This window comes from Sulfurimonas sp. (assembly GCF_047622445.1).
Lineage (GTDB): Bacteria > Campylobacterota > Campylobacteria > Campylobacterales > Sulfurimonadaceae > Sulfurimonas.
This window is the reverse complement of record NZ_JBLHOE010000004.1, coordinates 22365-48699: the sequence shown is the minus strand read 5'-3', so window position 1 is coordinate 48699 and position 26335 is coordinate 22365. Positions and strand designations below refer to the sequence as shown.

Annotated in this window: 32 protein-coding genes, 5 tRNA genes and 1 other RNA gene; 17 read left to right on the top strand and 21 right to left on the bottom strand. The window is 31.3% G+C overall.

Going from position 1 to position 26335, the window contains the following annotated elements; all coding sequences use genetic code 11:
- Positions 1–34: 34 nt before the first annotated feature.
- From ACI9TV_RS01785 to ACI9TV_RS01755, 7 genes are all read right to left on the bottom strand, one after another.
- A complete protein-coding gene (locus ACI9TV_RS01785; protein WP_415249043.1) occupies positions 35–553 on the bottom strand; it encodes a GDSL-type esterase/lipase family protein in 519 nt (172 codons plus the stop codon).
- Entirely contained in the window at positions 554–934 is a 381-nt protein-coding gene (locus ACI9TV_RS01780) for a hypothetical protein (RefSeq protein WP_415249042.1), read from the bottom strand. It abuts the gene before it with no gap.
- Entirely contained in the window at positions 931–1311 is a 381-nt protein-coding gene (locus tag ACI9TV_RS01775) for a group III truncated hemoglobin (protein ID WP_415249041.1), read from the bottom strand. Before ACI9TV_RS01775 ends, ACI9TV_RS01780 begins: the two co-directional genes overlap by 4 nt.
- 153 nt (positions 1312–1464) lie before the next feature.
- Positions 1465–1860: a group III truncated hemoglobin gene (locus ACI9TV_RS01770; RefSeq protein WP_415249040.1), complete on the bottom strand. Its 396-nt coding sequence runs from the start codon at positions 1858–1860 to the stop codon at positions 1465–1467.
- A 51-nt stretch (positions 1861–1911) separates the two neighbouring features.
- Positions 1912–2217: a DUF1294 domain-containing protein gene (locus tag ACI9TV_RS01765; protein ID WP_415249039.1), complete on the bottom strand. Its 306-nt coding sequence runs from the start codon at positions 2215–2217 to the stop codon at positions 1912–1914.
- 1 nt (position 2218) lies between these two features.
- On the bottom strand, positions 2219–2563 hold the full coding sequence (locus tag ACI9TV_RS01760; RefSeq protein ID WP_415249072.1) for a thiol-disulfide oxidoreductase DCC family protein: 345 nt from the start codon (positions 2561–2563) through the stop codon (positions 2219–2221).
- Between the two features lies 1 nt (position 2564).
- On the bottom strand, positions 2565–2954 hold the full coding sequence (locus tag ACI9TV_RS01755; protein ID WP_415249038.1) for a group III truncated hemoglobin: 390 nt from the start codon (positions 2952–2954) through the stop codon (positions 2565–2567).
- A gap of 181 nt (positions 2955–3135) precedes the next feature.
- Here ACI9TV_RS01755 and ACI9TV_RS01750 point away from each other — a divergent pair, with 181 nt between their 5' ends.
- From ACI9TV_RS01750 to ACI9TV_RS01735, 4 genes are all read left to right on the top strand, one after another.
- Positions 3136–3348: a DUF465 domain-containing protein gene (locus ACI9TV_RS01750; RefSeq protein WP_415249037.1), complete on the top strand. Its 213-nt coding sequence runs from the start codon at positions 3136–3138 to the stop codon at positions 3346–3348.
- Between the two features lie 110 nt (positions 3349–3458).
- The gene (locus ACI9TV_RS01745) at positions 3459–4193 is read left to right on the top strand and encodes a methyltransferase family protein (RefSeq protein ID WP_415249036.1); all 735 of its coding nucleotides are present in this window, start codon (positions 3459–3461) and stop codon (positions 4191–4193) included.
- Between the two features lie 84 nt (positions 4194–4277).
- Positions 4278–4499 carry a hypothetical protein gene (locus ACI9TV_RS01740; RefSeq protein WP_415249035.1) on the top strand — a complete coding sequence of 74 codons (222 nt, stop codon included), beginning with the start codon at positions 4278–4280 and terminating at the stop codon, positions 4497–4499.
- Between the two features lie 131 nt (positions 4500–4630).
- Positions 4631–5179, top strand: a complete 549-nt coding sequence (locus ACI9TV_RS01735) for a hypothetical protein (protein WP_415249034.1) — start codon at positions 4631–4633, stop codon at positions 5177–5179.
- Positions 5180–5443: 264 nt separating this feature from the next.
- Here ACI9TV_RS01735 and ACI9TV_RS01730 read toward each other — a convergent pair whose 3' ends face one another.
- The 8 genes from ACI9TV_RS01730 to ssrA form a co-directional block, all read right to left on the bottom strand.
- Complete coding sequence (locus ACI9TV_RS01730) at positions 5444–6187, bottom strand: PAN domain-containing protein (RefSeq protein WP_415249033.1); 744 nt, start codon at positions 6185–6187, stop codon at positions 5444–5446.
- Positions 6188–7996: 1809 nt separating this feature from the next.
- Positions 7997–8524 (bottom strand): terminase small subunit, encoded by a 528-nt coding sequence (locus ACI9TV_RS01725; protein ID WP_415249032.1) that lies wholly within the window; start codon positions 8522–8524, stop codon positions 7997–7999.
- Positions 8525–8619: 95 nt separating this feature from the next.
- Entirely contained in the window at positions 8620–9261 is a 642-nt protein-coding gene (locus ACI9TV_RS01720) for a hypothetical protein (RefSeq protein WP_415249031.1), read from the bottom strand.
- A gap of 4 nt (positions 9262–9265) precedes the next feature.
- Entirely contained in the window at positions 9266–9604 is a 339-nt protein-coding gene (locus ACI9TV_RS01715; RefSeq protein WP_415249030.1) for a hypothetical protein, read from the bottom strand.
- Positions 9605–9808, bottom strand: coding sequence for a helix-turn-helix transcriptional regulator (locus ACI9TV_RS01710; protein WP_415249029.1), 204 nt, complete (start codon positions 9806–9808; stop codon positions 9605–9607).
- 266 nt (positions 9809–10074) lie between these two features.
- On the bottom strand, positions 10075–10779 hold the full coding sequence (locus ACI9TV_RS01705; protein ID WP_415249028.1) for a hypothetical protein: 705 nt from the start codon (positions 10777–10779) through the stop codon (positions 10075–10077).
- Positions 10779–12020 (bottom strand): tyrosine-type recombinase/integrase, encoded by a 1242-nt coding sequence (locus ACI9TV_RS01700; RefSeq protein WP_415249027.1) that lies wholly within the window; start codon positions 12018–12020, stop codon positions 10779–10781. Before ACI9TV_RS01700 ends, ACI9TV_RS01705 begins: the two co-directional genes overlap by 1 nt.
- A gap of 185 nt (positions 12021–12205) precedes the next feature.
- Positions 12206–12580: a transfer-messenger RNA gene (gene ssrA, locus ACI9TV_RS01695) on the bottom strand.
- A gap of 137 nt (positions 12581–12717) precedes the next feature.
- On the opposite strand from ssrA, the gene ACI9TV_RS01690 reads away from it, so the two are divergent.
- From ACI9TV_RS01690 to ACI9TV_RS01680, 3 genes are all read left to right on the top strand, one after another.
- The gene (locus tag ACI9TV_RS01690; protein ID WP_415249026.1) at positions 12718–14616 is read left to right on the top strand and encodes a diguanylate cyclase; all 1899 of its coding nucleotides are present in this window, start codon (positions 12718–12720) and stop codon (positions 14614–14616) included.
- Entirely contained in the window at positions 14616–15533 is a 918-nt protein-coding gene (locus ACI9TV_RS01685; RefSeq protein ID WP_415249025.1) for an ABC transporter substrate-binding protein, read from the top strand. Before ACI9TV_RS01690 ends, ACI9TV_RS01685 begins: the two co-directional genes overlap by 1 nt.
- A 151-nt stretch (positions 15534–15684) precedes the next feature.
- Complete coding sequence (locus ACI9TV_RS01680; protein WP_415249024.1) at positions 15685–17976, top strand: EAL domain-containing protein; 2292 nt, start codon at positions 15685–15687, stop codon at positions 17974–17976.
- Between the two features lie 13 nt (positions 17977–17989).
- On the opposite strand, the gene ACI9TV_RS01675 is transcribed toward ACI9TV_RS01680, so the two are convergent.
- The 6 genes from ACI9TV_RS01675 to mraY form a co-directional block, all read right to left on the bottom strand.
- Positions 17990–18065 (bottom strand) — tRNA-Phe (locus ACI9TV_RS01675).
- Between the two features lie 29 nt (positions 18066–18094).
- Positions 18095–18170: transfer RNA gene (locus ACI9TV_RS01670), tRNA-Phe, on the bottom strand.
- 60 nt (positions 18171–18230) lie between these two features.
- Positions 18231–18830, bottom strand: a complete 600-nt coding sequence (locus tag ACI9TV_RS01665; protein WP_415249023.1) for a trimeric intracellular cation channel family protein — start codon at positions 18828–18830, stop codon at positions 18231–18233.
- Positions 18818–19381 carry a phosphoribosylglycinamide formyltransferase gene (locus tag ACI9TV_RS01660; protein ID WP_415249022.1) on the bottom strand — a complete coding sequence of 188 codons (564 nt, stop codon included), beginning with the start codon at positions 19379–19381 and terminating at the stop codon, positions 18818–18820. Before ACI9TV_RS01660 ends, ACI9TV_RS01665 begins: the two co-directional genes overlap by 13 nt.
- Positions 19378–20580 (bottom strand): UDP-N-acetylmuramoyl-L-alanine--D-glutamate ligase, encoded by a 1203-nt coding sequence (gene murD / locus ACI9TV_RS01655; protein WP_415249021.1) that lies wholly within the window; start codon positions 20578–20580, stop codon positions 19378–19380. Before murD ends, ACI9TV_RS01660 begins: the two co-directional genes overlap by 4 nt.
- On the bottom strand, positions 20581–21642 hold the full coding sequence (mraY, locus tag ACI9TV_RS01650; RefSeq protein ID WP_415249020.1) for a phospho-N-acetylmuramoyl-pentapeptide-transferase: 1062 nt from the start codon (positions 21640–21642) through the stop codon (positions 20581–20583).
- Between the two features lie 72 nt (positions 21643–21714).
- Here mraY and gpmI point away from each other — a divergent pair, with 72 nt between their 5' ends.
- The 10 genes from gpmI (at position 21715) to ACI9TV_RS01600 (ending at position 26334) form a co-directional block, all read left to right on the top strand.
- Positions 21715–23190, top strand: a complete 1476-nt coding sequence (gpmI, locus tag ACI9TV_RS01645) for a 2,3-bisphosphoglycerate-independent phosphoglycerate mutase (protein ID WP_415249019.1) — start codon at positions 21715–21717, stop codon at positions 23188–23190.
- Between the two features lie 27 nt (positions 23191–23217).
- On the top strand, positions 23218–23964 hold the full coding sequence (fabG, locus tag ACI9TV_RS01640) for a 3-oxoacyl-ACP reductase FabG (RefSeq protein ID WP_415249018.1): 747 nt from the start codon (positions 23218–23220) through the stop codon (positions 23962–23964).
- Between the two features lie 197 nt (positions 23965–24161).
- On the top strand, positions 24162–24380 hold the full coding sequence (locus ACI9TV_RS01635) for a hypothetical protein (RefSeq protein ID WP_415249017.1): 219 nt from the start codon (positions 24162–24164) through the stop codon (positions 24378–24380).
- Between the two features lie 6 nt (positions 24381–24386).
- Positions 24387–24608, top strand: coding sequence for a hypothetical protein (locus tag ACI9TV_RS01630; protein ID WP_415249016.1), 222 nt, complete (start codon positions 24387–24389; stop codon positions 24606–24608).
- 52 nt (positions 24609–24660) lie between these two features.
- A tRNA-Arg gene (locus ACI9TV_RS01625) sits at positions 24661–24737 on the top strand.
- Positions 24738–24793: 56 nt separating this feature from the next.
- A tRNA-Met gene (locus ACI9TV_RS01620) sits at positions 24794–24870 on the top strand.
- 44 nt (positions 24871–24914) lie between these two features.
- Positions 24915–24991, top strand: a tRNA-Met gene (locus tag ACI9TV_RS01615).
- Between the two features lie 169 nt (positions 24992–25160).
- Positions 25161–25298 carry a hypothetical protein gene (locus ACI9TV_RS01610; RefSeq protein WP_415249015.1) on the top strand — a complete coding sequence of 46 codons (138 nt, stop codon included), beginning with the start codon at positions 25161–25163 and terminating at the stop codon, positions 25296–25298.
- A 323-nt stretch (positions 25299–25621) separates the two neighbouring features.
- Positions 25622–25792 (top strand): hypothetical protein, encoded by a 171-nt coding sequence (locus ACI9TV_RS01605; RefSeq protein ID WP_415249014.1) that lies wholly within the window; start codon positions 25622–25624, stop codon positions 25790–25792.
- 299 nt (positions 25793–26091) lie between these two features.
- Positions 26092–26334, top strand: a complete 243-nt coding sequence (locus ACI9TV_RS01600) for a hypothetical protein (protein WP_415249013.1) — start codon at positions 26092–26094, stop codon at positions 26332–26334.
- Position 26335 lies beyond the last annotated feature (1 nt).

Genomic DNA, 26335 nt, shown 5'->3' with positions numbered 1-26335 from the left:
ACCTTACTTATTCTAAAATAGAAAGTTGTTTTCTTTATTCAGTTAGTTGAAGTATTTCAATAAAAGCATCAGCCATCATTTCATAACCAGCTGCATTGGGGTGAATATAGTCAGTTTTAAGAAGGTTACTTGTTAATATATTTCTTAAGATATTCTCTTCAAACAAAACACCAGTCTCAGCAGCTACTTCATTATAAAGACTATGGATATCATTACTTAGAAGACCAAAATTAGGGATTCCAACAAGTAAAATCTTTGCGCCATTTTCTTGTATCAACTTTATCATTGCAAGTAGGTTGTCTTTTAACTCTGTAGTAGAGCGTCTATTGTATAAATCATGAGTACCATGACAAAGAATAACTAAGTCAGGGTTCTCTTGTAACGATGATGGAAGGCGTTTGAGACCTTGGGAACTTGCTTCACCAGTTACTCCCGCATTGATAACTTTTAAACCTGTTTTTTTCTCTATTTGTCTAGGATAACTAGATTCACATTTTGCACCATACCCAAAGGTAGTACTATCTCCGAATGCTAATATTAAAGGCGTTGTCATTTATCGCTCTTCATAAGGATTAAAATTTGCAATTTCTTCTAATGCTTGATCAAATTGTTCTGGGATTAATTCAAAAGCATTAATATCGAAATTCGCAATTTTATAAAGTTTATCAGTATCTTTGGGTGAGACTAAAGCAAATATTGTTTGTTGAGGTTTTTTCTCTTTAATTTCTTTTAGAAGAACAACATCCTCAGCATCTACAGATATATCTCCAATGACAATATCGTATTCTTTTGTGTCAATAAGACTTAGTACCTCTTCTGTTGCTTGTGCTTTATCTACTTTGTTAAACAATTGAGTGAGCATTTTAGTATCTGAATCGAATAATGACTTATCTTCTTTTATGAAAAGTATATTCCATTTTTTATTTGTATTCATTCTTTTCCTTTTATTTGAAAAATTGCACTTGATTTTAAAGTTGGCGGGTTGAGATTACTGATAAATTGTTTTGATAAAAGTATTCCATGTTTTTTAAAACGTTCTGAAAGCTCAGGTACATATACTTTATCAGCTGCTGCAGAAAAAAGCTTGATCCAATTACTAAAAGCTTCCTTTTTTATATGAGGAAGTTTGATATGAGCACCAATAAAGTTTCCAACATAAGTATCCTTGCCTAAAAGTTCAGCTAACCAAAAGTCTGCTAAAAGGTCAATATGCGCTACCCAATCTTCATCTGTTATATCATCCCCAAGTTCATGTATAAAAAAAGGACCTAATACTTCATCATCTATTGCTTTTTCATAAAACAATGTCATTAAGAGTCTAAGGTTCTCTCTCGTAATACTATTTTCAAGTTCTATGATGCATCCTTTGTGTATAAATTGTCTATAAACATAAGTTTATTAAATCTAGAAGATAACTTTTTAAAATGTAATTATAGCAAAAACTTGAAAGAAGGTAAGAATACTCTATTCGTCATCCTCGTCTTCATCCTTAAGATACTCTATAAAACGATTGGCAAGTACTTCACTTTTTTTATAAAACTTGTCTGCAATTTCAGGAATAAATAACTCATACACTGTTGCATGAAAAAGTTCTAACCAACGATCAAATGTTTCAGGTGTAAGGTTTCCCAAGAATGCATGGGGCGGAAAAGGATCACCCCAATAGTTCTTTTCTCCATTCATCATCATGAGCCAAAAATTATTTAATGTATTGAGATGCTCGTGCCATGCATAGTTTTTTAAGTCATCGCCTAAAGCTTTGATAAAAAAAGGTCCAACGATATCATCTTTAATAACTATTGTATAAAATTGACGAACCATTTTTTCTACTGAAACTCTATGTACTGTATTAAAAAGCATATTTTTCCCTTGTGTATTTAAATGATTGTAGCATAAGCAGATTTAAATGTCTTACATCAAGTGTCTATAGTTTATGTATATATAAATGAGTGCTACTTGAATGAAAATAATAATTGTAAATTTAATTAAAAAAGATATTTTTTTTATTTTATGCCTAAAAAATAGCATCGCCATTATAGATCCAACAGTTCCACCAAGTAAGGAAGAGGTCAGTAATGTAAATTCCGATATTCTTCGAGGATTGTTTACATGATCAAGTGCTTTAAGTTTATCGTAGCCATAGAGGCTAAAGGATGAAAAACTAATAAGTAGTACATAAATTTCTAAGTATGTCAGTGAAAATTGAAATGTAATCATTTTATATTCTTTTTTTACCAAAAAGTGTATATCTATTTTTAGATATAAGTTTATATATAAAATCTCTTATTACTTGAGGGATTACTATAAACCAATACAAGTACTTTACTCCTCCTGATAGATTCTTAAGTATCATGAGTGCGGCGGTTGAAGCTGTATATACTTTGTTGTTTTCTATCAAGATAACAGTGTCAAAATCATCGAGAGGTAGACTGTACTTTTCTAAGTACAATTGTCCTTCTTCCGATTGCAGAGAGATTAATGTGTATAAGTTATTTATATCGTGCTTGATTATAAAATTCTCAGTTGTATTACAAAGATGACAATAGCCATCAAATAAAACAATTCTAATCCTCTTCTCCTATATCGAGATTATCCATAAATTGTGCTGCAAGTATTTCACTTTTTTTGTAAAATTTATCAGCAATCTCAGGAATAAAAAATTGATTTGTAGCAACCTTGAAATGTTTGAGCCAACATGCAAATGTTTCAGGATACATTTCACCTAAAAAAGCATGAGGAGGAAAAGGGTGCCCACCATAAGCACCTTTTCCAGTCATCATCTTAAGCCAAAAGTTATCTAACGTACTAAGGTGATCTCTCCATTTCCCACCTTCTAAATCTTGTCCTAAAGCTCTTATAAAATAAGGACTTACTAATTCATCTTCAAGTAGTGTTTTATAAAATTGACGTAGCATTTTTGTAACTGTAGCTCTATCGACTGTGTCTGCAAGCATTCTGTTCCTTTTGTATTTAAATGATTGTGTTAAAAGTAAATGTAACCGTATTTTATCTATTATCCCTAAAACAACCCCTTAACTATCGGAGTTGTCTTTATTTTTAAAACAAGTAGACATAAAGCAATATTTTTATCTTAAACTGTTATAATTTCATTCTTAAAACAAAAAAAGGATTTCTATGTTCGCTCAAGACAGAGATATTGTAACTATACTAAAACAAGAAAATAATCACTTTTCAAAATTATTTGATGATCATAACTCGCTACATGACAAAATTGAAGCAGATTCTAATCACTTATCAGATGTAGAACTTGAAACTTTAAAAAAACAAAAATTGAAATTGAAAGATGAGTTATATGCAATGATTCATGATCATAAGACTAAAAAGTAAGGCTTAATATTTTTAAGCTCTCTTCACCCTCTGTTGCTCCATCCATTGTATAGCTCCCAAATTATCTTAATAGTGTTCTTTTAACTAGTTGAAATTATAGGAATACATTCATGAAAAAATATCTAATATTTTTATATGCTGTACTAGGGTATATACTTTCGATTGGCTCTTTGAGCTTTTTAATTTTATGGATTTATCCTTGGGAATTTATAAAGTTTACTATTAATAATCCAATAATTACTCTAGATATCAACCCTATATTTTTAAATACAAGTTTACTCCTGCTTTTTGCTTTACAGCATTCAATTATGGCAAGGAGCTTTTTTAAAGATAAGTTATTGAAAAATATTTCAAATGGGGTGAAGTCTGCTAATTATTCACTAGCTTCTTCTATCTGCCTCATAATTATGTTTTATTTTTGGCAACCAATAGAGGGTGTATTGTGGGACTTTCAAAGTGATGTAGTATTTTGGAGCATTACAATAGTATATATTGTTGGATGGATTACAGCATTTCTTGCTACTTTTATTATACACCATTTTGAACTTTTTGGATTATATCAAGGCTACAGAGTTTTAAGAAATATTCCAGAACCAGAAGTAAAATTCCAAGTAAATTATTTCTATAAATATGTAAGGCATCCTATTCAGTCAGGAACCTTAGTTGGGTTATGGGCAACACCATATATGAGTCACACACACTTGTTTTTATCTATGGGCATGACCATATACGTTCTCATAGGTCTTCATTATGAAGAAAAAAGTTTGATAAATACTTTTGGGGATAAGTATAAAAAATATATTGATACTACTCCAATGCTACTTCCATTTGCTCTAAGAAGGTAATGTCCATTGACTAGTATCTTTAACCATTTACTTGCAATTTGTTATAATTATGAAGGAGAGATATCTTGATACGAGGAGGATGTTATGCCTATTCAACGTGCTGGATTAGTTCATACTCAACATTCTAGTTTTGATAAAGAAGAAAAAGAGAAGAAACACATTGTACCAGTTTCTGAAAATGAATTTGAACATGGTGACCCAGATTTTGTCGACGAAAGAGTACCTGCTCATAAACTAAAAGAAGAAAAATCATTTCTCAGTAGTCTATTTGAAGATGATGAGGAAGATGAACAAAAGGGAGTGTGATAAATTTTGTTTGAACACCTAATTACTCCTAAAATAATACTAAATCTGAAGTTTAATTGTTCTCTTTGTTTTGTATAAACACTAGTAAAAGGGTATCTATTGTAGGTTTTTGAAATAATAAAAGGTTTCCAATGAAGTATATAAATAAGAAAATTATTTTTACTTTCTTATTAGTATTGTTAATGAATGGATGTTTAGGAATTATACCAAATAAAGATAGTGTTACAAGAAAAGATACTACTACAAATATAGAAAGTTCAATATATAAAAAATATAACCGCCATACAGATACTACATACTACTCTCATAATAATCTTTTTGGAAAAAATATCAGTATATATTGGACAAAAAAGAAAAAAGAAAAAAGCTACGCACGAATCAAATTTTCTTATCTCGGTAGTAGATGGATATTTTTTAATGAAGTAACATTGGTTAATGCTGCTGGAAGTAGAATATCATTTCACATAAAAAGTACAGACATAAGTACAAATGTAGTTAGCGATAGAATTGTTAGTGAAAAAGCAAATTTTCTTTTATCTAAGGTAGACATAATTAGTTTAAAAAAACTTTTTAATTCTCCTTCTGTGGATTTAAGGTTGTCAGGAAAATCTCATAAAGACTATGCCTTAAGTGAATCAGAAATAAAATCCTTATTTGAAATTTTATCTTATAATCCATAACTATACTTAAGAAAATTAGTAGTGTTTTCTTTGCATGTATCTGTATTATTTGAGTATTTTATCATATATTTTATGTTGTTTATATATGAATAGTATTTTTTGTAATTGCAACTATGAAGATATTCTATCTTTGAAGTGGGTGATTTAGGAATACTATTAGATATAAGCCTATCTTTTCTAGTTTTGTGTTCGATCTCCACTTTTGAAACCGAATAAAAGGTACGACTATTGATATTCAAAAATCTTTATACATTAATTAATTTCTTATCTTCTTATATGTGAATAGTGGTCATATGGATTATTCTTATAATTTGTTTTTAGTTTTCCAACATCATTAACATTCACACTGCTTAAATCACACTTATTAGAGAGCTTATGATAATCGAAAGATTTACACCAGTCTTCATCTTCACAAGAAGTCATGCAGTTTACTACAGATACATTTTGTAATTGTTTATTGTTATGTCCACTTATAGCCGCATTTTTGGTCAATTTATAATTTGCAGCAATATTATTAGTATTCTGTGGTGCATTTGTATTGTTGGGCTTGTTTGGTAAACTTGTTTTATTAGTTGTACTAAAGATTCGCGTAAAACCAATTCCTTTTGTACCTGCATTATGGGACCAAGTTGCTGAATCAGAATCTAAAACTAAATATTTACCAGCAGATAATGTAATATTTGGATATACAATCCAGTAAACATTTTTTGCACCATTCATCCCCGATTTTAAAGTAGCTCTCCATGGGCCATATATTTTATTAGTATGTAAATTTATTAATTTTATATATGCTCCATATTTATTTCCTATTGAACCTTGGGCATTATTCCAGTGATACGTTTGAATAGAAGAAATATTTGTTGACTTATTTAAAGTAAATAAACTTTGCGTATTAGGCCAATTATTAACTGCACTTTTATTATCATAATTAACAATAAGATTATTAGCAAACATATTTGAAGCTAAAACAATTGAGAAGAGTAAAAATATTTTAAAAATATTTTTCATAATAGATTCCTTAATATTATATTATTCTAAATTATCTCATAGATATACTTAAAAAATTTAAAAGGTACTATAGTTTTTTTTGCTTTAGACAAAGAAGAAAAGAAACTTATAATTGAGAGAATAGAATATATGTATCAATATTAAGTACAGTCATTAGCTACAATAAAAAGACTGAAAGACTAATATACACAAATGCCAGAATATCTAAAAATATGACTTATTGGCTTTGCGGTTCTTTGTGTAAAATTTCTACTTTTTAATACGATATTGGTTTGAAGTAGTTTTGTATCTATTTATAAAAACTTAATATTTAGCTTAAAGTAAATTTTTGGTAGGACGTGCTCTATCGAATAATATGCTTATAAACACCCATTTGTAGTAGTTTTTATAGTTATGTTTATTCGTAATGTACCAATGAGTGTACCTAAAAAGAAAAGTGCTTAATTTTAAGACGAGAGTTCGATTCTTATTTAATGAATTAGATTATATCATTTTTTTTGATAAAAATTTGTGCTGTGATGTTACGAATCACGCCTATAGTATTAAGCCTTCGGGCTTACTTACTCCTAGAACACGGCACTTATAAGACCTCTTAAGGTTTCTATTCAATACTCATTTCTAACCTATTTCTAACCATAGAATGAAAAATTACTATTATTAACCTCAATAAAACAATAACACAATAACACATACATTACTATTTATCTATACAATCAATAGTATAAAACTTTCATAATCCACGACTGAAGCGTTTAGGTTTTTAAAATAATTTATTATATGAAATGATTTAAAAGCTTTTTTTTGTTCCAAAAGTCCTAAGGGTTTGTAGGAATACTGGATTTTGACTTGTTGAACACTTTGTGGAACATCCAAAGCTCATTGTGGTTGACTATGTTCCAAATAGTTTTGGTCTGTTTCTGGGTATCTTTTTATATTCTATAGTGGGTTTACATAATACTACTTCTCAAAACTCTATTATTTAGCTATAAGACCCTGAATATAGGGTCTTATAGCTTCCCTACAAAGCACTTTAAGTTTTCACACAACCTCTTACAACCTTAAAGTGTTTCTAGGAGACCCATCTTCCGGCGTGTCCTTTTCCTCGTCCAAAGATGCTGATATTGAAAACTCTTCCGAACTTTCAGAAGTAAACCTATTTTCTGCATATACCCCTGAATTAACTATGCTTAATAATACTAAACTCTTTATTAAATTTCCCATTTGTATCCTTTTCATCTAAATCCTTTGATAAATTGTATCTAAAAAAGTGAAGAAGTAATGAGCATTTTCATATATCTATGGGAATTGGAAAGTTAAGGTTTGAAAGTGGTTATCATAACAAATCTTCTCACAATAGAAATAAATTACTATAATCCCTAAAAATAGGGGCTCACAGCTCATTAACAAAGCATTTTAAGTTTTCATTCAACCCACTACAACCTTAAAGTACTTCTAAGAGTCCACTTTTTAGGTGGTTTCCCATTTAAGATTACAACAATTACTTCTTATTCTTAAGCAATAAGTTTCAATATAGTAGGTTAAGGTTGAAAGTTGGTTAACATAATGCAAGTTCTATTGAAAAAGACCTTAAAGTGCCTATTATAGGGGTGTAAAAAAGGGGAGTGTTAAAAAAGCTTCTCATTTAAGGTTGCACAGCTTAAACACATGAAAAAATGTACTTTTCACTTAAGGTTAGAGAGGAAAAACACTCTTTTCCGTACTAACCTTAATTAAGTTTCGAGCTGTTTTTCATTTCTTAAACTACAAAAATAAAAATAGTCTTGTATCTAAAACTATACCATACCAATATTAGAAATCAGGCTCCCTTGCTTCAATTACAATAACATTATTTTGTTGGCTATTGTCCTTTCCATATAAGCCCAAGTGTTTAGCTAACATATCAAGGGCTCTCAGTTTATCAAAACGCTTATACTCATCAATGATTGCATACTCTGCATTACCTTCTTCGTCTTTGCCTTGGTACTCTCTCTTTGATTTAAAAGAAGAAATTGCAGATGCTGAAGAATCATCCAACTCTTTAACTGGAACTAGCTGACCGTTTTTATCGTAAAGACTTCTTATATCATGGAATGCAGTTTTACATATTTCTTTAATTACCATATCAGCAGTAACTTGGGTTCTCTCACTTCTTTTTAGCATAAGCTCTTGAATATGGTTTTGAATGTTAACATTTACCAACAACCTTGAAGATTGAGCAATTGCTGTTTTTTCACTGTACCCTGCTCTTATTGCTGACTGAGTAGCATTCAAGTCAATAAGATATTCCTTACAAAATATTTCTTGCTTGTCTGTTATTTTCCTATTATTTTCTTGCATAAATTACCCCTAATTTCGTATTTACTTTTGACCTCGACTAAAGCCCAAGATATAAGGCTAAAGTTGATGTTTGTGTGAAAAACTTATGTATTAACTTAAAGGTACAAGATTTTTACATCAAGCCCACTAAATCGTTTAATAGTTTTCGCCATTTTCTTGAATAACTTTTCTAATTCTTTTACTTTTACTTTCCCGAGATAAGAACTAAGAAAACTAAACTCTAAGCGTTCAATATCTTGAGAAAGTTTCTCTTTATTCGACTTACTGTAGCTTTTTATATTCAGACGGTTGTTTGATTTTTTCTCACTCTTGCTTTTGTAATAAGTTGTATTCCAATATCTAAAAGGAACTCTATCTTCACAAAGTTTTTTTATCACTTTGTTTGGTATCTTTCCCTTATAATCAATTGCAATATCTAACCTTGTAATTGTTTCATCTTGTATATGTTCTAATAACTCATGTAACAGCTCACTAAGAAGCTTTGATTTATCATTGTAAGCATGAAGTCCAGCAAATTCTAAAGTCTGTTTGTGAGGACTTACTGCATACCTTTTTATGGGTAATGCTAGTCCAGAAGATGTATGAAGTATTTTTGCTTCAACTATGTTTCTAGTCAATGACTTTTTAAAAGTTTCTTTCCATAGTTTAGGCTCAAACACTCCTATACTTTTGACTGTCTGTATGATATAGTCATCATTGAAAAAATAATCTTCTAAGTGTGTGCTACTAAAGTTCATAGAATCAATTACTCCCTTGAGCTTCATAGTGATTTACTGCGTCAATACTTGGCTTTTGTTCTAGAAAACACAACACATCATCAGTCGCGTAACTCTTTAATAGTTCTTTGGCTTTATTGAGATTATCCATAGTCGGCTGTAAAATATAAGGTTTATAGTATGAGTATCTACTCTCTCTTGATACATCATCTATAAAATCAATCCCACTTTTCACTAGATCAACTTTTATATTTTCAATGCGTGAAGTTAAATAAACTATTGTATCGCTGTACTGTCTTACATCAATATTATCTAATAAATCAGATAATACTAAATAGTGTGAGATATGCTTAGGTTTTTTCATCTAAGCTACCTCAACACTATTGAAGAGTTTATTAATCTCTTCAATATCAAAGACTGTTACTCTAGCACTTAATTTTTTTGGTGTTAATTTTCCTTCTTTTGCATATAACCAAATTGTGGATAAGCCCACTCCCAATAGTTGCGATAATTCTCTAGCTCGATAATATTTCTTTTGTCTCATTTCTGAATATTGAATAGTACTCATTTTTACATCCCTTTAGAATAGGACATAATTGCAATTATGTTTAGTGATTCAGAATACTAGCCTCGTATTTTTTATAAGTGCAATACCAACTACTGCAACTCATCTTAATCTAAGTACTATGATACAGGACATGGTATAGATTTATAAATGTATAGTTACAGAATGAAAGTTCGCTATTTAGGGGGCTTTTGAAGGGTAAAACTATCAAATTAACATCTTAATTTGATAGTCCTACTTTTTTTAGAAAATAAATTAAAACCTTGAGGTTATTTATTGTATTTTTTCTTTTTATTTAAAGAATAAATATGTGGATATAATTTATTTAACTTATCTTGTTCACTCTTTGGAATATTAAATTTTTGCTTATTAAAGATTTGATTCATGATTTTTTTTGTTGTAGTGTGTAGCTTAGTTTTTTTACCTGTTTCAAAATCAAAGTTTACTTTCCTAGTAAGTTCAAGTTCAAGTTCAATATTAATTTGTAGTTGGTATCTTATCTCTGTTGGTGTTCTAGGTAACATAAACTCAATCTCACAATTAGGTTCTAATGATGAATTTAGAATATCATCATCAGACTTATACACCCTTTTTAGATAAATAAATCGACTAACTTCTTCATATTTTTTTTTGAGGTTTTCATAGTTAGTTATAAAGTTATTTTCATTTTCATTTCTATTAACCAATAAACAAGATTGTTTAATATCTATTAATGCTTTTATTACCATTATTAAAACTTTATATGCACTTAATTCATCTAATCTTGGCTTATGATTATCAAGAATATCTAAAGTAGTGTAGATATCTTTAGAGTAATAATCAATATTATTTATTATCATTCCTTTATTATCTAAAATATACGACTTATATGAGTACTCTCTAGTCACATAGTCATCTAAATTCAAATTAGGCACTATTACTGTTTCTAAATAACTTAAAAAATCTATAACATTTGGATATTTTATTGATTCCATTATTCCACCACCTTACCTAATCTATGAAGATAATTACTCCACCATTGCATAAGTGGTTTTAACTGTTCGGTATAGTCTGCTTTATTTGAATATGCTCTTACTTGCTTTTTAGTTTCTTGATGATCTAATGCTCTTTCTTTTGTATCGTACGTTGCGTTATGCTGTTTTTGATGTGTTTCTATAAGGCTTCTGAATGTACCACGAAAACTATGAGTAGTTTGCTTTTTTTCTTCTATACATCCCATGAGCTGTAATGCTCTATTTGGACTTTCTTTATTGATAGGATATTTTCCCTTACTTAAAAATACGAATGATTGGTAGCCAGTTAAAAGGTATTGCTCTTGTAGAATTTTAATAACTTGCTCACTTAATGGAATTCGATAGTCTGGTAAATTAGTATTTTTTACTTTCATTAATTTTCTAGGTATTGTTAAAAGCTTATCCTCAAAGTTTATATGTTCCCATTTTAGATTACATAAGTTGTCTGCTCGCAAAGGTACGTGTAAAACGAACAGTAAGGCACTACGTACCGAATAATGACCTTGATACCCATGTATCTTATTGATAAGCTCTATTAACAGTTTCTCATCGGTTATCTTTGCATAGTGTTTTACTTCTTTTTTAATAATAACTAAGTCTTTCATAATATCTTGGAAAGGATTGTATTTGCATAAACCTTTTGTAATGGCGAACTTCCAAACTGTATTTAGTTCTGAAAACATTCTACTAGCACTTTCAACATAGCCTTGTTTTTCTTTTGCTTTAATCACTTCGATAATATCTTGATGAGTAATATCTTCAATATTCTGATTCTCTAAAAATGGATAAATACTATTCTTAAACATTGAACGCTTTTTCTTATTTGTATCTGCTATTGTTTTTGTTGCATCAAAATTTAACCAATCTTCTGCAATTTGTTTAAAGTTATTATTTGACTGTTGTTCTTTTAGTTTATTCTGTTCTTTGTAATAATCAATAGGATCAATTCCTTGCGAAATTAGTTCTAATCGTATATTTCTCTTTTTCCTTGCATTAGCAAGTGTAACATCTGGATAGCTTCCTAATGATGTTTTTCTTCTTTTTTGCAAAGTAGGGCTGTTGTATCTAAACTCCCATGATTTAACACCGCTTGATTTTATTAACAGTTGTAGACCTTTACCATCTGATAAAGCATAATCTTTATTTTGTTTCTTAGTATTTTTAATTTCTGTATCTGTTAATGGGGTGCTCTTTCTGGGCATACAAATCCTTTTAGGTACATCTAAAATGTAATCGAACGTAAAATGGTACACCATGTACCAATAAAAGTACCTTAAAGATATAGATTCCCTTGTATTGCCTTAGACTAACATAGAGTATAGATATGAGGTTTGGTATGTAATTCAGGGGATTTTATAGTGTTTTCAGATTGTGTGAGATTAAGTTTTGGTGGAGACGTGCGGGATCGAACCGCAGTCCTAAAGTTGAGTTTCTGTGACGTCTACATGTTTAGAGAAGTTGTTAAAATTTAATTTTGCTTCACACACCTTGCAAAGCTACACAAAACGAGCCTCTAAATTCATACTAAGACGAGACAAACTCAGCATATATCTACATAAGGGTTATACTTCGAATCCGACTTATCTAGAGTCCATCGGTGAAGCAGCCCGTCCTCTAAGAGGGGGTAAAACTTATGCTACTGCGTAAGCTGGGCGGTAATTTGTATTGTTTGCGTTTAAGCAAGTTTAAGCCGTGTAACGGAAGTGCTCAGTCCGACATGCAATCACAGACCACCAACTCCAGTCGAAGCCAAGTCGTCCCCAAATAACTTCTAGAATTGTACAGTTATTTTCTTAATAATAGAATTTATACATATTTTTCTATCAAGAAAATGGGTAATTTTAGGCAAACATAGTACAATAAAAAAAGTATAATGAAATCTAATACTAGGAAATTATTATGGTTGATGGCCTTAAGCAAAAAACCCATTACTCATATCTATTTATTTTTATTGTCTTTACTCTCATGCTTCTCACGACTGTATTCTTGATATACAGTGAAAAATCAACAGCACATAATATTAATATAGCTGGGAAACAAAGAATGATAAGTCAACGTATTGCACTACTTTGTAATAATTATTATGATAACCCATCTAATGAAAGAATAAAGTTCCAGATAGAAGAACAATTAATTACTTTTAACTTCAATCATGATGTGATTACAAACATTGGTAATAAAAAGCTCGATGAGATATTGTATAGTTCACGTTATCAATATGATAATTCATTGCATATATATGAAAGTAATGTATTAAAGTTCTTGTCCAATAAAAGTCTTGAAAAACTCAAAATTATTAACTATACAAATGAATCTTTACTTCGTACTGCCGACACCCTTGTCGAAGTTATGGAAAATGAATTTGCATATTTTATAAACTTTTTTATCTCTCTTATATTGATATTATCCACAATATTTATGGCTACACTCTATTTTGTCTATAAAAACATAACGTTGAGCTCCATTCTAAAGATGCAAGAGGCACTCAATACAGTTGAAAAAGATGAGCAGTTTATCAAATCTATTGTAGACAATTCTGCACATGCTATTATTACGACCACTTCTGAGGGCTTTATTACCCTTTTTAATAAGCAAGCTGAATCTTTACTTGGGTATAAAAGTGAAGATATCATAAATAAACATACACCTGCACTTTTTCATAAAGAAGCTGAAGTCGTGCAAAGAGCAGAAGAACTAAGTACAGAACCCAATAAAATTATAAAACCAGGATTTGATGTATTTGTAGAAAAAACAAAACGTGGATTGAAAAATACTGATGAATGGATATACGTTGATATTAAAGGTAAAGAAATAGTTGTAAAATTATCGATAACTGCTTTAAAAGATAAAAATGGATTGTTAAATGGTTATATGGGAATAGCAGAAGATATGACTGAGATTAAGATGAAAGAGAGTGATATTAAAAACTATTTACACCTTATAGATGAAAATATTATTACTTCGACAACTGATTTATCAGGAAAAATAACATTTAGTTCAAAAGCATTTAATAGGATAAATGGCTATCTAAAAAATGAGTTGCTAGGAAAAAACCATAGAATAGTTAGACATGAAGATATGTCTAGCGATACTTATAAAGAGTTATGGGAATATATTTCAAACGATAAAGTTTGGCATGGTGAAATAAAGAATAAGAGAAAAGATGGAAGCTTTTACTGGGTATATGCAACTATATATCCTATATACGACAATGATAAAAATAAAATAGGTTACACAGCTATTGGACAGGATATTACGGATAAAAAGACAGTTGAAATGCTTTCTATTACAGATGCTTTGACTAATCTATACAACCGTAGATATTTTAATGATGTAGCGCAAATTGAACTCGATAGGGCAAAAAGAGATAAAAATCTATTTGCATTTGTATTATTAGATATAGATCATTTTAAGAAGTATAACGACATGTATGGGCACCAAGAGGGAGATAATGTTCTTATAGATGTCTCTCAATCATTAAAAGATAGTTTTCAACGTTCTATAGATATTGTGTTTCGTCTTGGTGGAGAAGAATTTGGGGCTATAGTCAATGCAAAAAATATAAAAGAAATTGAATACTTAGTAGAACAAGCCCGTGCAAATATTGAAGACTTAGCAATTGAACATAAGTTAAACGTTCCATCTAAAGTAGTTACTGCTTCTTTTGGTGTAGTTATTTTATATGCTGATGACTTCACCAAAGTACGTACGATTGATGATATTTATAAAGCTGTTGATGATCTACTTTATGAAGCAAAAGAGACAGGAAGAAATAAAATTGTACTCAAGGAAATATAATGAAATTAATATATAGCGCTTTAATGCTAGTACTATTTATCTTTAGCGGATGTTCTAATGATGAAGAGGTAGATACTTTTCGAGTAGGAACAAATATTTGGCCAGGATATGAAGCATTACATTTGGCAAAAGATCAAAATGAGTATAAAAATAATATAGATATATTGACTTATGATTCCGCAACGATTGTACTCAACAAATTTAGAAAAAAAGAGATAGAAGCAGCAGCGCTTACTCTTGATGAAGTGATATTATTAAAAGATCAGGGCTATGATCCTGTAATCATTGCTGTTTTAGATATTTCTGAAGGGGCTGATGTATTACTTTCAAAGCCGTATATTAATTCAATTTCTCAATTGAAAGATAAGAGTATTGGTGTTGAAAATTCTGCACTAGGTTCCTATATCTTGGCGAGAGTGCTTGAGTTGGCTAACCTTACATATGATGATGTACAACTTGTTCCCTTAGGTGTTAACCAACACGCAAATGCGTTTAGAGATAATGTTGTTGATGCCGTAATAACTTTTGAACCAGTACGTTCTGAGCTATTGAAAATAGATGCAAAAGAGATATTTACAAGTAAAGAAATTCCTGGTGAAGTAGTTGATGTCTTAGTAGTTAGAAAAGAGTTTACAGATAGTATCTATGTAGAAGATATTTTACATGCATGGGAACGCTCTAGTCAAAAAATAATATCTTTAGATAATACCGCTATTAGTTTGATTGCAAAACGTCTCAATCAAACTAATGATGAATTTATTAGTTCTTTAGATGGTCTTAGTATCCCAACACTTGAAAAGTCGAATCTAATGCTTCAAGATAAATCTTTAAAGAAAACAATTGTAAAAATTCAAAATGTTATGATTGAAAGAAAGTTACTTCAAAAAGAGATAGATGTTGAATCTCTATTAAGATAATCCATTAATTTAGTCTTCAAACGTTTGCGCATTCCTTGAAAAGAGCATAGATAGATGAATGCTTTAAACCTTGTATCTTTAAATTATAAAGAGGCACACTTAACGTTTCAGCTTGATTCTAATTAAGTTTAAACTTGGGTATAATCAAAGAATGATAATAAAAAATAATATATGGAAATTGTTTTGCCTGATATTTTTCGGAGGTTTATCTTTACTTATATCTCTTTTATATGTCAGCTTTAACGATATAAATATTAGATACCACACTCAAATAAAACACTATACAGAAATTTTATCTGGGTCTGTAAACGCTGATTTTTTGCAAAAAGATATGATACTTGATATTGTTGGAAAACAGCTCTTTCATGATGATAGTTATAAGGATACAAAGAAAACAGAACATATTTTAGATGATTTGTTAAAACAAAACCCAAACCTTGTAAGTTTTGGACTTGCTGATGTAAATGGTAATATCCTTATCTCGAACTCTAAGGTTAACATTAACAATAAAAAAAATCTCCTCACTGATGAAGTTACAAATTATGATTTTAAAAGCTCACTTACAAGTAAGAATATGGTTGTGGCAAGAACGTATTACTTTCAAGGAATACAAAAGTGGATTATTCCTTTAAGAAAAGCTATTCGTGATGAAAATGGAAAAATTTTAGGGGTCGTGATAGCTGGTATTAAAAATAATAGAAATAGTAGTTATCTTGATACTTTTACATTATCAAAGAATAAAACAGTTGTTATAACAAAAGACTTTGATAAGAGTAACAAGGTTTATAGACAGTACTATAGCAATTTTGAAAATATTTCTAATGAAGATATATACAATATCCCTATTTCTGATGAATCAACAATGAGTGTGGGTAAAGAACTTCAAAAAAAATATAATTACTCCTTTGAAGAATTGAGAACCAATGAAAAGACTCTTAGTGTAGAGGCTATAGACTCGTTTGGAAAACAAATGATCGCGGGTATAACATATGATGAAAAGTATAAGCTTTGGATATTAGTTCAGGGTAATAAGCTCGATATATGGCATGAGTTTTATAGTATATTAGTAGTTTATACAGCACCATTCGTAGTAATATTTATATTAATATTTATATTATCCAAAAATATTGCAACAAATGAACAGAGGAAGAATAAAGAGCTCATTTTTCAAGCGCAACATGATAGTTTAACTAATCTTCCAAATAGAATTTATATGTATGAAAATATATCTACTTGGAAAAGCAGGCATAAAGATAAATATCATGTCCTTTATCTTGATTTAGATAATTTTAAAAATATTAATGATAAGTTTGGGCATACAGTTGGGGATAAGATATTAGTAGAGGTCGCACAAAGACTAAAAGGGTTCTTTAGTAAAGATGATATGCTAATCAGACAAGGTGGTGATGAGTTTATTGTACTTATGGACGAGGTAGATGAAATATATGTGGAGAAACAGATGAATAATCTAATCACCATAATATCCAAAATTTATCATATAGATACAAAAGAGTTTAGAATTGGTATGAGTGTTGGAGCTTCTCAGTATCCAGCAGATGCTTCGGATATCGAAGAGTTATTAAGTTTAGCAGATACCGCAATGTATGAGGCTAAAAAACGAAAAAATTCATACTGCTTATTCTCGGAGAAAATGCGTTCTTATCGTGCTATAAAAACAGATATAGAACATGAGCTTAGAGGTGCAATAGAACAAGATGAACTTTGGATGGTCTATCAACCACAAATAAATGCAAAGGGTAGTTTGTGTGGAGTGGAGGCACTTATAAGATGGGAAAATATAAAACTTGGAAATATAGGACCGGATAAGTTTATATCTGTGGCTGAAGAGACCGGGCTCATGAAAGAGTTGGGAGAATTTATTTTAATTACTTCTTTGAGAGATATTAAATCAATCCAATCGCTCCAAGGCATATCATTTAACTTGTCAATAAATATTTCTGTAGTTCAGCTGGTAGAATCAGATTTTTTAGAAAATTTTCTAGAAATAGTTGAAAGTGAAAAATTTGATAAATCATATTTAACTTTGGAAATTACGGAGAGTTTATCTATAGAAGATTTAGATGAAGTTTTACCACTGTTACATGCCATACGAAAAGAGGGTATAAAGCTATCATTAGATGATTTTGGTACAGGTTACTCATCTTTAAGTATCTTAAGAGATTTACCCATAAATGAGCTTAAAATAGATAAAAGTTTTATAGATAATATTTTATACGACGATAGTGAAAAAGCACTTGTTCAAACTATTATAAATATGGGAAAAACCTTTAACATGAAAACTCTTGCAGAAGGGGTTGAAAGTTTAGGTCAAGTAGAAGAATTAAAAAAAGTTGGATGTGATATATTTCAAGGCTACTATTACTCAAAGCCGCTCTCTAAAGAACAATTAGTAGATTTTTTGACACATGATAGTTTTAAGTAGATTTTAAAAGAAGTGGTGGCCAATCTCGGAATCGAACCAAGGACACACTGATTTTCAGTCAGTTGCTCTACCGACTGAGCTAATTGGCCACGCTTATTATTGTAAGGTCTTTAAAAGGTGGTGGCCAATCTCGGAATCGAACCAAGGACACACTGATTTTCAGTCAGTTGCTCTACCGACTGAGCTAATTGGCCATCTTTTAAAGACCGAAATTATACCTCTCCTCTACTGAAAGTAAGCTTATTCTTGTAAATTTACCGAAGTGGTATGGCCCAGTGATGTTTATAGGCTAAAAGTCTAAGAAGTAAAGAAGATAAAAATAGACCTGATATTGTATAAACAGAGATTAAATTATACATGTCTAAAAAGTATAAAACCACTGCAATCATGATAGCTACAGTTCCATAAAAGCCTGTTTTAAGAACAAAGGGGACTTCATTAATGATGATATCCCTCATAATACCTCCCCCAACAGCGGTTAAGAATGTCATAGCAATTACACCAGTTAGGTTAAAGCTTCCTTCTATCGCAATAAGGGCACCGGAGATACTAAATGAAATAAGACCAATAGAATCACTTAATATAAAAGAAGGCTTATTTTCAATACTCTCTCGACGGTGAAGTTTAAAAAGTATCATGAGTATAAAAACAGATAAAACAACTATACCAGGGTAATGATGACTAAATGTGTAGGGTGTTCTATCTAAAGCAATATCTCTCATAATTCCACCGCCTAGAGCAGTTAAAAAGGTAGATATAAGGGCACCAAGAAGATCGAGCTTACTTTTCGCAGCTACAAAGAATCCACTCATAGCAAATGCTATCATGCCTATAAGGTCTGTTACTTCAAACATTTAGCTAAGGCTTCTACTAGTGCAATTTTTTCGAGTGCTTTAATTTTTCCTTCTAATGTCTCAGAAGTTTCACCGCTTATTAAAGTAAGCTCTTTTTGTAGAATTATCTTTCCTTCATCATACTCTTCATTTACCTCGTGAATTGTTACTCCGCTGATTACTTCATTATTATTTATAACTGCTTCATGTACAAATCTTCCGTACATTCCCTCCCCTCCATATTTTGGTAAAAGTGCAGGGTGGGTATTTATTACTTTAAAATCATTTGTTATTTTGATAGAGATTTTTTTCATGTAACCAGCGAGTATCACGTACTGACAGTTGTTTTCTTGGAGTATTTGATGAATTGTATCATCTGGATGTGAATTAGTTTTTGAGTTTACGAGAAAACTTTGTATATTGTATGCTTTTGCTTTTTCTAAAACAGGTGCATTCGTGTTATTTGTAATTACAAGCTTGATATTGAGATTTAAAATCTTATCTTCACAAGCCTTAAGTAAAGTGTCAAGTCCGCTGCCATTATGTGAGGCTAATACTGCTATGTTTATCATGATAATTGTGTTACTGCCTTTTTAAATTCATTGCCTCGTTGTGCATAAGAAGTAAATTCATCCAAACTTGATGCAGCAGGGGAAAGAAGAGCTACTTCACCGAGTTCAAGGTTTGTATCTATCTTTGAGATTGCATCTGCGAGATTGAGACATAGGTCTGCGTTTATAGAGTATTCACATGCTAGTTGTGTAAGTTTTTCTTTGTTTGAACCAATAGTGTAAATTTTGACATCAATACTTACTAAATACTCAAACAGTTCATTCAATTCTACGCCCTTGTCATCGCCACCAAGTATCAGATGTATATTACTGTCTTTGTATCGATTGAGTGCTGCGATAGTTGCATCAATGTTTGTAGCTTTTGTATCATTTACCCAAAGTCTATTTTTAGAATCTTTTAACTCTTCTTGTCTATGGGGATCTAATTCAAAAGAATTTATCTTCTCATAGTCTATTTTATCAAAAAGTATTTTTTCAACTGCCATAGCTAAAAGTGCATCAGCTAAAAAGGCACCTTTAAACTTTACTTTTGTCGTGTCTATATTAAAGTTTGCGGCTAGGTCTTCTTCATTTGAATAAGAAATAACCTTCGCCTCTGTTTTATAGTCCTTATAAGCATCAGGAATAATCGCTACTCCACCATCTTTCATTGTGTCTAGAGGCTTGAGTTTAGCGTGAACATACTCTTGCATACTTCCATGCCATGATAAATGGTCTGGATTAATTGGAAGGAGTACGTAAATATTTGGTGCGGCTATATTTGTATAGTGGATTGTAAAGGAACTTGTTTCAAGAATCCAAATCTTTGCATTGCTATCTAGCTCCCCAAGAGCTGTACCAATGTTTCCACCAGCAAGAGAACCTTTTTCTTTTAAAAGATGTTGCATCATTTGCGTAGTAGTTGTTTTTCCGTTTGTTCCACTAATCCAAATATTTAAAGGCATCGTATCTGCAAAGTAATCATATTCACTTATGAGGTTTTTTGCTTTACTTATAAGAGGGTTAGATGGTGGAATGCCAGGTGATGGAATCTCTAAATCAGAGTTCTCAGGATGAAAATCAGAAGATGGTTTTACTGTAAATCCATTTTCATCTTTATAGACCTGCGTACATTTATCATCATAAAATACTGCATGAGGGATATGTTTGGCAATAGCCTTCGTTGTGCCGCCATAACCAAATAAAGAAACTCTTTGCATCTATCTGATTTTAAGTGAGATAAGAGCTATGATGTTTGAAAGAATTGCGATAATCCAGAAACGAACTATGATTTTATTTTCGGCCCAGTTTTTCATCTCAAAATGATGGTGAATTGGTGCCATTAAGAAAACTCTTTTTTTACGGAGTTTAAAAGAACCAACTTGTAAGATAACTGATAAAGTCTCGATTACAAAAATGGAACCAATGAGAAGAAGTAAAATTTCACTTTTAGAGATGATTGCTAGGTAGCCTAAAAAAGCACCTATGGTAAGAGAACCACTGTCCCCCATAAAAACTTCGGCAGGATGACAGTTGTACCAAAGAAAACCTGTAAGTGCACCCATAAGAGCTGCAGCTACGATAGCTACTTCACCAACATCAAAGTTTGGCATTAAAAGATAAGTACTAAAATTTGAATGACCTGTGATATAGATAATTATAACAAAAGAGCCCAGAGCTGCGATAGAAGGAACAGTCGCCAGTCCATCAAGTCCATCAGTTAGGTTAACTGCATTTGAAGTCGCAATGATAACGAGAACCCAAAGTAGTACAGAAAATATTCCCATATCAATGACGGGAGATTTGAAAAATGGTACGTAAAGATCAGTGTTAAAGTCAGCAAAGTAACAAAGGTAACAAGCAATAATAAGTGCAGATATAATTTGAAATATTAGTTTTGTTCTCGCTTTTAAGCCAGCTAGGTTTTCATTTTTTCTAATCTTCGCATAGTCATCTTGAAAACCTATTAAAGCAAAAAGTACAAGAGTGATTATTGCCCCAATTGCATAAACATTTGAGAATTTTATAGTAATAAGTGAAGCTAAAATAGTTGCTAAGATAAATACAATTCCACCCATTGTAGGGGTAGATGCTTTTTCCTTATGTCTATCTGGTGCCCATTTATTGATAGGTTGCACGCTAGATGTTTTTTGAGCCCATTTAATAAACTTTGGCATAAGTAAAAGGGTAAACAGCAGGGCTATGAAAAATGCTACACCAGCACGGATAGTAATGTAACCTAGAATGTTAATATCGAAATTTTGGTGAAGCCAGTAAAGCAAATCTTGTCCTATTTATATATTTATGACATTATAGTATAATCTTTAAAATCTTTATTAACAAAGGAATATCCAGTGAGTAAAAAGGCGATTTTAGTCATTACAGACGGGATTGGTTATAGTCCTAAAACTGAGCACAATGCTTTTTTTAATGCACAAAAACCAACATACGATAAGCTCTTTAAGGAAGCTCCTCATTCTTTGATTGACACTTCTGGTTTGAGTGTTGGCTTACCAGAGGGACAGATGGGAAATTCAGAAGTTGGGCATATGAGCATAGGAAGTGGAAGAGTTTTATACCAAGACTTGGTAAAAATATCTCTAGCACTCTCTGAGAATACCTTAGAAGATAATGAAGAGTTACAAGTACTAATGGCTAAGTCAGATAGACTTCACCTTATTGGACTTTTAAGTGATGGCGGGGTTCACTCTCATATAGATCATTTTATGGGACTTGCAAAAATAGCCTCAAAAAATGGAAAAAAAGTTTTCCTTCACCTCATTACTGATGGACGTGATGTTTCACCAACGTCTGCTGGAAAGTACATTAAAATAGTTGAAAATGAACTTGATGAAAACATGTCTATTGCTACGATATCGGGACGTTTTTATTCTATGGATAGAGATAACAGATGGGAGAGAGTACAGCGTGGATATGAAGCAATTGTAGATGCAAAACCGAAAACAGACTGGCTACCCCAAGGTTATATTGGACATTCTTACTCTATGGGTGAAACTGATGAGTTTGTAGAACCAACTGCTTTTGAAGGTTATGATGGTGTCAAAGATGGGGACAGCATCTTAACAATCAATTTTAGAAGTGATCGAATGAGAGAGATGGTATCGGCTCTAGGAAGTTCTGAGTTTAATGGTTTTGCTAAGCGTCATATTGGAGTAAACTTAGCAACTATCACTGAATATGATAGGAGCTTTGAATATCCAGTTCTTTTTAGAAAAGATGTACCTAAAAATACTTTAGCTGAGGTTATTGCTAGTAAAGGCTTAAGACAACTTCATACAGCAGAAACTGAAAAGTACGCGCATGTTACATTCTTCTTAAATGGTGGCATAGATGAGCCATATGAAAATGAGACACGGGTACTTATACCTTCTCCAGATGTTAAAACATATGATATGAAGCCAGAAATGAGTGCAAATGAAGTTGGACAAGCTGTTTTAAAAGCGATGGATGAGAGTTACGACTTTATAGTTGTTAATTTTGCCAATGGTGATATGGTTGGTCATACTGGAGATGAAGAAGCTGCTAAAATCGCAGTAACTACGGTGGATGAACAACTAGGTAAGATTGTGAAAAGTGCAAAAGATAATGACTATGCTCTGGTTCTTACCTCAGATCATGGAAATTGTGAAGAGATGAAAGATGATGAGGGGAATACTCTTACAAATCATACAGTTGGTAAAGTATGGTGTTTTGTGATGGCTGATGGAGTTAGCAAAGTAGAAGCGGGTGCTTTAAACAACATCGCACCAACAGTTTTAAAACTTATGGATATAGAGATACCATCTGAGATGGATCATAGTTTAGTATAATAATCAAAAATAATTTAAGGATAATAAATGAAATTTTCAGGAAATAACGTCTTAGTTACAGGTTCAAGTCGTGGTATTGGTGCAGAGATTGCAAAAACTTTAGCTGGTTTTGGTCTTAAGGTATGGGTTCATTACAGAAGTGGAGCAGTAGAAGCTGACGCTGTAAAAGATGCAATTGAAGCGGCAGGTGGAAAAGCTGCAGTAATTGGCTTTGACGTTAGTGATGAAGCTGCTTTTGTAGATGCAATCAAAACTATTGTAGATTCTGATGGTGAATTATCATATCTTGTAAATAATGCTGGAATCACAAATGATAAACTTGCTCTTCGTATGAAAACAGAAGATTTTATGTCAGTTATCAATGCAAATCTTACAGCTACTTTTGTAGGTTGCCGTGAGTCTATGAAAGCGATGAGAAAGAAAAAGTTTGGTTCAGTTGTAAATATATCTTCAATCATTGGTGAAACTGGTAATGCTGGACAAACTAACTATGCTGCATCTAAAGGTGGAGTAATTGCAATGACAAAAAGTTTTGCAATAGAAGCTGCAACAAGTGGTATCCGTTTCAACTCTGTAACTCCTGGTTTTATTTCTACTGAGATGACAGAAGTATTAGCAGATGAAATTAAAGATGAGATTAATGCCAAAATTCCGATGAAGAGAATGGGATCAGCAAGTGAAGTTGCAGAAGCGACAGCTTTTTTACTCTCAGACCATGCAAGCTACATTACTGGTGAAACATTAAAAGTAAATGGTGGTATGAATATGGCGTAACGCCATAGTCCCAAGTAGTAACTATAAAATTTATTACTATGAAAGAGAAGCTGTTTATTGGAATTGAGTGGCTATATTATGAATACAACTATAAAGGGACAACTTCTAAGACAAGTGCAGTTGAGGCAATGATTAAGTATAGTTTTTAAACTTATTGTGCTAAAATTGTCCTCCCAACATAAAATATAGGAAATTAGATGGACAATTTAGAAATATTAAATGAAAAAGTATCTCAAGTACTACAACAGTACAATTCTTTAAAAAGTGAAAATGAGATGATTCGGAATGAACTTATCACATTAAAAGCAGAAAAAGAGATTAAAGATCAAGAGATAGAAAAATTATCAGATGCTAATACGATGAAAGATTTAGAAATCGAAGAGATCGTAAATAAAATAGAAAGTATTTTAGGCTAAGCTTATATGACTAAAAAAATAGGTTTACACATAGGTGGTCGCCGTTTTGATGTTGATGTTGAAGAAGGATTTGCTCAGTTTTTAGAACATAATATGGCAAAAGACTTCAATATTGAAGGAAACAATGACTTAAAACTATTACTTCAAGCGTACGTGAGAAAAAACCATGAATTATATATGCAAGAGAAAAAAGTAGAAGAAATTATAAAAAAGATAGACATTTTATAATCCTATAAGCTAAAAGTGCTATAATTTCATTCTCTCAAAACAGAGATGGTGTGCGCTCGTAGCTCAGCTGGATAGAGCACTGGTTTGCGGTACCAGCGGTCACACGTTCGAATCGTGTCGGGCGCACCATTAAACTACAACAATTTTACTTCACTTTGAAAATCTTGAATTAATCTTAGAAATGTCGCGGAATAGAGCAGTTCGGTAGCTCGTCGGGCTCATAACCCGAAGGTCACAGGTTCAAATCCTGTTTCCGCAACCAATTTACTAATTATATTTTTAAAATATAATTTACATAACAAATATCGCGGAATAGAGCAGTTCGGTAGCTCGTCGGGCTCATAACCCGAAGGTCACAGGTTCAAATCCTGTTTCCGCAACCAAATACTAAATCCTTTATTTATAGGCTTTATAACAACATATTTTAAACAAATTTAACTCGACTTATATCTTCGTATCAATAAGCCACATTAAACACCTTTTAGAACCACTCAACTTGTTATCCACCTATTGTTAAATGATTTAATGAAAATTAAAAACAAAAGGAAATAAATGTCAATTACAAACATAAAACAGACAGAAAAAGTCAAAGTATTTTTAAGATTATTAGATAATCAAGAAAATATTGAAATAGCTTGTTCTAAAGCTGGACTTAATATCGAAACAACAAAAAAATTCTTATCTCTATAAGAAAGGCGCAATCCTCTCAAGCCTAGACGCAATATTAAATTAATGAGACTCACGGCATTGATTTAATTTACTTAAACTTATAAAAACTATATTTTTTTTTAATAATAAACTATTATTACGATATACTGAATCCAATATCATAATACTTGATCTGTATTTGACTTCGTTTTTATAATCCTTTAAAAACACAATAACTACATATAAAGCCTAGATCTACTCGAATTAACAGTAACAGATTTTTGTTAGGTTTTTTCATAATTCACTTTCTATCTATACCATTTCAATACCAGCATGTATGGCTGGAAACTTTTATAGGAACTAATATGACATATGGTGAATACAATTACCTTCTAAAAGAAAGTATGACATTAAAAAATGGTGTATGGATTGCAACTAGACCCGCAATGAGTACACCGGCTAAGATGTCTAGAAAAGAAGCTTCAATATATTATACATGTAAATTTAGTAAATATTGGGAATCTAAAAGTAATTAAAACTGCTGCAGAGAATAGTTTTTAGGATGAGATATAGTTTAAATCATCGTGATAGACATTGAAAATTAACTGTATTTTGGTAACTCTTACTAAAATACTCCCTAAAAAAAATAAAATTATATTAAAATATCAAAAGAATTTTAATAATATGCGATAGCTGATGAAGACATTAATCAAAGTAATATTTGTTACTCTGGCTCTTAGTCTCACAGTAAATTTGTCATGATGACTATCACGTAGAAATAATAGTAACTACCGATATCGAGCTAAGTTCTAACGAGTGTAAAAAAAGGAAAGTAATGAATGAAATAAAACTTTTAGTGGAAGATAAAAATATTACACTTGTTTTAGCTATATTAGATAATTTAAAAGAGGGGCTTATCTCAGATATTCAAAGTAATACCGAGACAAAAAAGCCACCAAAAACTACACGCTACCAACCAAAAGTAAATACTATAGTGAAGGAAGAGGATTCAGGTACTGCTGATACAAGTGGAAAGTATATGAATCCAGCAAGCTACAAACGTAGAATGAAAAAGTAGC